Raw genomic sequence first — 5081 nt, 5'->3', positions numbered from 1 at the left:
CGTGCATGCGACGTCATAGCTCTTCTATAGTGTCACCTAAATTCAATTCACTGGCCGTCGTTTTACAACGTCGTGACTGGGAAAACCCTGGCGTTACCCAACTTAATCGCCTTGCAGCACATCCCCCTTTCGCCAGCTGGCGTAATAGCGAAGAGGCCCGCACCGATCGCCCTTCCCAACAGTTGCGCAGCCTGAATGGCGAATGGGACGCGCCCTGTAGCGGCGCATTAAGCGCGGCGGGTGTGGTGGTTACGCGCAGCGTGACCGCTACACTTGCCAGCGCCCTAGCGCCCGCTCCTTTCGCTTTCTTCCCTTCCTTTCTCGCCACGTTCGCCGGCTTTCCCCGTCAAGCTCTAAATCGGGGGCTCCCTTTAGGGTTCCGATTTAGTGCTTTACGGCACCTCGACCCCAAAAAACTTGATTAGGGTGATGGTTCACGTAGTGGGCCATCGCCCTGATAGACGGTTTTTCGCCCTTTGACGTTGGAGTCCACGTTCTTAATAGTGGACTCTTGTTCCAAACTGGAACAACACTCAACCCTATCTCGGTCTATTCTTTTGATTTATAAGGGATTTTGCCGATTTCGGCCTATTGGTTAAAAAATGAGCTGATTTAACAAAAATTTAACGCGAATTTTAACAAAATATTAACGCTTACAATTTAGGTGGCACTTTTCGGGGAAATGTGCGCGGAACCCCTATTTGTTTATTTTTCTAAATACATTCAAATATGTATCCGCTCATGAGACAATAACCCTGATAAATGCTTCAATAATATTGAAAAAGGAAGAGTATGAGTATTCAACATTTCCGTGTCGCCCTTATTCCCTTTTTTGCGGCATTTTGCCTTCCTGTTTTTGCTCACCCAGAAACGCTGGTGAAAGTAAAAGATGCTGAAGATCAGTTGGGTGCACGAGTGGGTTACATCGAACTGGATCTCAACAGCGGTAAGATCCTTGAGAGTTTTCGCCCCGAAGAACGTTTTCCAATGATGAGCACTTTTAAAGTTCTGCTATGTGGCGCGGTATTATCCCGTGTTGACGCCGGGCAAGAGCAACTCGGTCGCCGCATACACTATTCTCAGAATGACTTGGTTGAGTACTCACCAGTCACAGAAAAGCATCTTACGGATGGCATGACAGTAAGAGAATTATGCAGTGCTGCCATAACCATGAGTGATAACACTGCGGCCAACTTACTTCTGACAACGATCGGAGGACCGAAGGAGCTAACCGCTTTTTTGCACAACATGGGGGATCATGTAACTCGCCTTGATCGTTGGGAACCGGAGCTGAATGAAGCCATACCAAACGACGAGCGTGACACCACGATGCCTGCAGCAATGGCAACAACGTTGCGCAAACTATTAACTGGCGAACTACTTACTCTAGCTTCCCGGCAACAATTAATAGACTGGATGGAGGCGGATAAAGTTGCAGGACCACTTCTGCGCTCGGCCCTTCCGGCTGGCTGGTTTATTGCTGATAAATCTGGAGCCGGTGAGCGTGGGTCTCGCGGTATCATTGCAGCACTGGGGCCAGATGGTAAGCCCTCCCGTATCGTAGTTATCTACACGACGGGGAGTCAGGCAACTATGGATGAACGAAATAGACAGATCGCTGAGATAGGTGCCTCACTGATTAAGCATTGGTAACTGTCAGACCAAGTTTACTCATATATACTTTAGATTGATTTAAAACTTCATTTTTAATTTAAAAGGATCTAGGTGAAGATCCTTTTTGATAATCTCATGACCAAAATCCCTTAACGTGAGTTTTCGTTCCACTGAGCGTCAGACCCCGTAGAAAAGATCAAAGGATCTTCTTGAGATCCTTTTTTTCTGCGCGTAATCTGCTGCTTGCAAACAAAAAAACCACCGCTACCAGCGGTGGTTTGTTTGCCGGATCAAGAGCTACCAACTCTTTTTCCGAAGGTAACTGGCTTCAGCAGAGCGCAGATACCAAATACTGTCCTTCTAGTGTAGCCGTAGTTAGGCCACCACTTCAAGAACTCTGTAGCACCGCCTACATACCTCGCTCTGCTAATCCTGTTACCAGTGGCTGCTGCCAGTGGCGATAAGTCGTGTCTTACCGGGTTGGACTCAAGACGATAGTTACCGGATAAGGCGCAGCGGTCGGGCTGAACGGGGGGTTCGTGCACACAGCCCAGCTTGGAGCGAACGACCTACACCGAACTGAGATACCTACAGCGTGAGCTATGAGAAAGCGCCACGCTTCCCGAAGGGAGAAAGGCGGACAGGTATCCGGTAAGCGGCAGGGTCGGAACAGGAGAGCGCACGAGGGAGCTTCCAGGGGGAAACGCCTGGTATCTTTATAGTCCTGTCGGGTTTCGCCACCTCTGACTTGAGCGTCGATTTTTGTGATGCTCGTCAGGGGGGCGGAGCCTATGGAAAAACGCCAGCAACGCGGCCTTTTTACGGTTCCTGGCCTTTTGCTGGCCTTTTGCTCACATGTTCTTTCCTGCGTTATCCCCTGATTCTGTGGATAACCGTATTACCGCCTTTGAGTGAGCTGATACCGCTCGCCGCAGCCGAACGACCGAGCGCAGCGAGTCAGTGAGCGAGGAAGCGGAAGAGCGCCCAATACGCAAACCGCCTCTCCCCGCGCGTTGGCCGATTCATTAATGCAGAGCTTGCAATTCGCGCGCGAAGGCGAAGCGGCATTTACGTTGACACCATCGAATGGCGCAAAACCTTTCGCGGTATGGCATGATAGCGCCCGGAAGAGAGTCAATTCAGGGTGGTGAATGTGAAACCAGTAACGTTATACGATGTCGCAGAGTATGCCGGTGTCTCTTATCAGACCGTTTCCCGCGTGGTGAACCAGGCCAGCCACGTTTCTGCGAAAACGCGGGAAAAAGTGGAAGCGGCGATGGCGGAGCTGAATTACATTCCCAACCGCGTGGCACAACAACTGGCGGGCAAACAGTCGTTGCTGATTGGCGTTGCCACCTCCAGTCTGGCCCTGCACGCGCCGTCGCAAATTGTCGCGGCGATTAAATCTCGCGCCGATCAACTGGGTGCCAGCGTGGTGGTGTCGATGGTAGAACGAAGCGGCGTCGAAGCCTGTAAAGCGGCGGTGCACAATCTTCTCGCGCAACGGGTCAGTGGGCTGATCATTAACTATCCGCTGGATGACCAGGATGCCATTGCTGTGGAAGCTGCCTGCACTAATGTTCCGGCGTTATTTCTTGATGTCTCTGACCAGACACCCATCAACAGTATTATTTTCTCCCATGAAGACGGTACGCGACTGGGCGTGGAGCATCTGGTCGCATTGGGTCACCAGCAAATCGCGCTGTTAGCGGGCCCATTAAGTTCTGTCTCGGCGCGTCTGCGTCTGGCTGGCTGGCATAAATATCTCACTCGCAATCAAATTCAGCCGATAGCGGAACGGGAAGGCGACTGGAGTGCCATGTCCGGTTTTCAACAAACCATGCAAATGCTGAATGAGGGCATCGTTCCCACTGCGATGCTGGTTGCCAACGATCAGATGGCGCTGGGCGCAATGCGCGCCATTACCGAGTCCGGGCTGCGCGTTGGTGCGGATATCTCGGTAGTGGGATACGACGATACCGAAGACAGCTCATGTTATATCCCGCCGTTAACCACCATCAAACAGGATTTTCGCCTGCTGGGGCAAACCAGCGTGGACCGCTTGCTGCAACTCTCTCAGGGCCAGGCGGTGAAGGGCAATCAGCTGTTGCCCGTCTCACTGGTGAAAAGAAAAACCACCCTGGCGCCCAATACGCAAACCGCCTCTCCCCGCGCGTTGGCCGATTCATTAATGCAGCTGGCACGACAGGTTTCCCGACTGGAAAGCGGGCAGTGAGCGCAACGCAATTAATGTGAGTTAGCTCACTCATTAGGCACCCCAGGCTTTACACTTTATGCTTCCGGCTCGTATGTTGTGTGGAATTGTGAGCGGATAACAATTTCACACAGGAAACAGCTATGACCATGATTACGCCAAGCTCTAATACGACTCACTATAGGGAAAGCTGGTACGCCTGCAGCACCAGAAGCCACGCCCATTAGTGAAACGCTTCATGGTGAGCGTGTTATCCCGGTGCTTTTTGCCATACCACGGGGCCAGCGCCAGCAGCGACGGAATATCACGAATAGTCGGCTCAACGTGGGATTTCATAAAGTTCTCGGCATCACCATCCGTCGGCAACCAGATAAGGGTGTTGCGCTGCTTATGCTCTATAAAGTAGGCATAAACACCCAGCAGCATTTTGGAATAACCGACACGGGCAGACTTCACCACATTCACCTCACGGATGTAGTCGCTGCCCATCGCATTCATGATGGCCCGCTGAAAGGGCAGTGTTTCCCAGCGCCCTTCCTGGTATGCGGATTCTTTCGGGAGATAGTAATTAGCATCCGCCCATTCAACGGCGGTCTGTGGCTCCGGCCTGAACAGTGAGCGAAGCCCGGCGCGGACAAAATGCCGCAGCCTGTTAACCTGACTGTTCGATATATTCACTCAGCAACCCCGGTATCAGTTCATCCAGCGCGGCTGCTTTGTTCATGGCTTTGATGATATCCCGTTTCAGGAAATCAACATGTCGGTTTTCCAGTTCCGGAAAACGCCGCTGCACCGACAGGGGGAGCCCGTCGAGAATACTGGCAATTTCACCTGCGATCCGCGACAGCACGAAAGTACAGAATGCGGTTTCCACCACTTCAGCGGAGTCTCTGGCATTCTTCAGTTCCTGTGCGTCGGCCTGCGCACGCGTAAGTCGATGGCGTTCGTACTCAATAGTTCCTGGCTGGAGATCTGCCTCGCTGGCCTGCCGCAGTTCTTCAACCTCCCGGCGCAGCTTTTCGTTCTCAATTTCAGCATCCCTTTCGGCATACCATTTTATGACGGCGGCAGAGTCATAAAGCACCTCATTACCCTTGCCACCGCCTCGCAGAACGGGCATTCCCTGTTCCTGCCAGTTCTGAATGGTACTCGGGCCGGTTACAACGGCATTATCGCCCGTCTGCAACAGGCTGCCAGCGATCCGATGGTGGACGGCATTCTGCTCGATATGGACACGCCCGGCGGGATGGTG

The 5081-nt window shown here is 52.4% G+C and carries 4 protein-coding genes and 1 pseudogene; 3 read left to right on the top strand and 2 right to left on the bottom strand.

The annotated features are described in order from the left end of the window. Window positions 1-5: 5 nt before the first annotated feature. The 3 genes and pseudogenes from MGMO_RS21230 to lacI form a co-directional block, all read left to right on the top strand. A pseudogene (locus MGMO_RS21230) lies at window positions 6-206 on the top strand (hypothetical protein); the annotation flags it as partial. 586 nt (window positions 207-792) lie between these two features. Next, on the top strand, window positions 793-1653 hold the full coding sequence (locus MGMO_RS18640) for a broad-spectrum class A beta-lactamase TEM-1 (protein WP_000027057.1): 861 nt from the start codon (window positions 793-795) through the stop codon (window positions 1651-1653). Between the two features lie 1114 nt (window positions 1654-2767). Next, window positions 2768-3850 carry a DNA-binding transcriptional repressor LacI gene (gene lacI, locus MGMO_RS18635; RefSeq protein ID WP_000805902.1) on the top strand — a complete coding sequence of 361 codons (1083 nt, stop codon included), beginning with the start codon at window positions 2768-2770 and terminating at the stop codon, window positions 3848-3850. Window positions 3851-3994: 144 nt separating this feature from the next. On the opposite strand, the gene MGMO_RS18630 is transcribed toward lacI, so the two are convergent. Both MGMO_RS18630 and MGMO_RS18625 read right to left on the bottom strand, forming a co-directional pair. Further along, the gene (locus MGMO_RS18630) at window positions 3995-4507 is read right to left on the bottom strand and encodes a phage terminase large subunit family protein (RefSeq protein ID WP_023492862.1); all 513 of its coding nucleotides are present in this window, start codon (window positions 4505-4507) and stop codon (window positions 3995-3997) included. Continuing rightward, a complete protein-coding gene (locus MGMO_RS18625; protein WP_051384094.1) occupies window positions 4482-5018 on the bottom strand; it encodes a DNA-packaging protein in 537 nt (178 codons plus the stop codon). Before MGMO_RS18625 ends, MGMO_RS18630 begins: the two co-directional genes overlap by 26 nt. Window positions 5019-5081: the final 63 nt, after the last annotated feature.

Origin of the sequence: Methyloglobulus morosus KoM1 (assembly GCF_000496735.2) — a bacterium.
Lineage (GTDB): Bacteria > Pseudomonadota > Gammaproteobacteria > Methylococcales > Methylomonadaceae > Methyloglobulus > Methyloglobulus morosus.
This window is presented reverse-complemented; position numbering and strand designations above follow the sequence as displayed.

What these genes read in the sequence shown, in the direction of transcription:
- MGMO_RS18640 (WP_000027057.1), top strand. Translation starts at nt 793, where the DNA reads ATGAGTATTCAACATTTCCGTGTCGCCCTTATTCCCTTTTTTGCGGCA.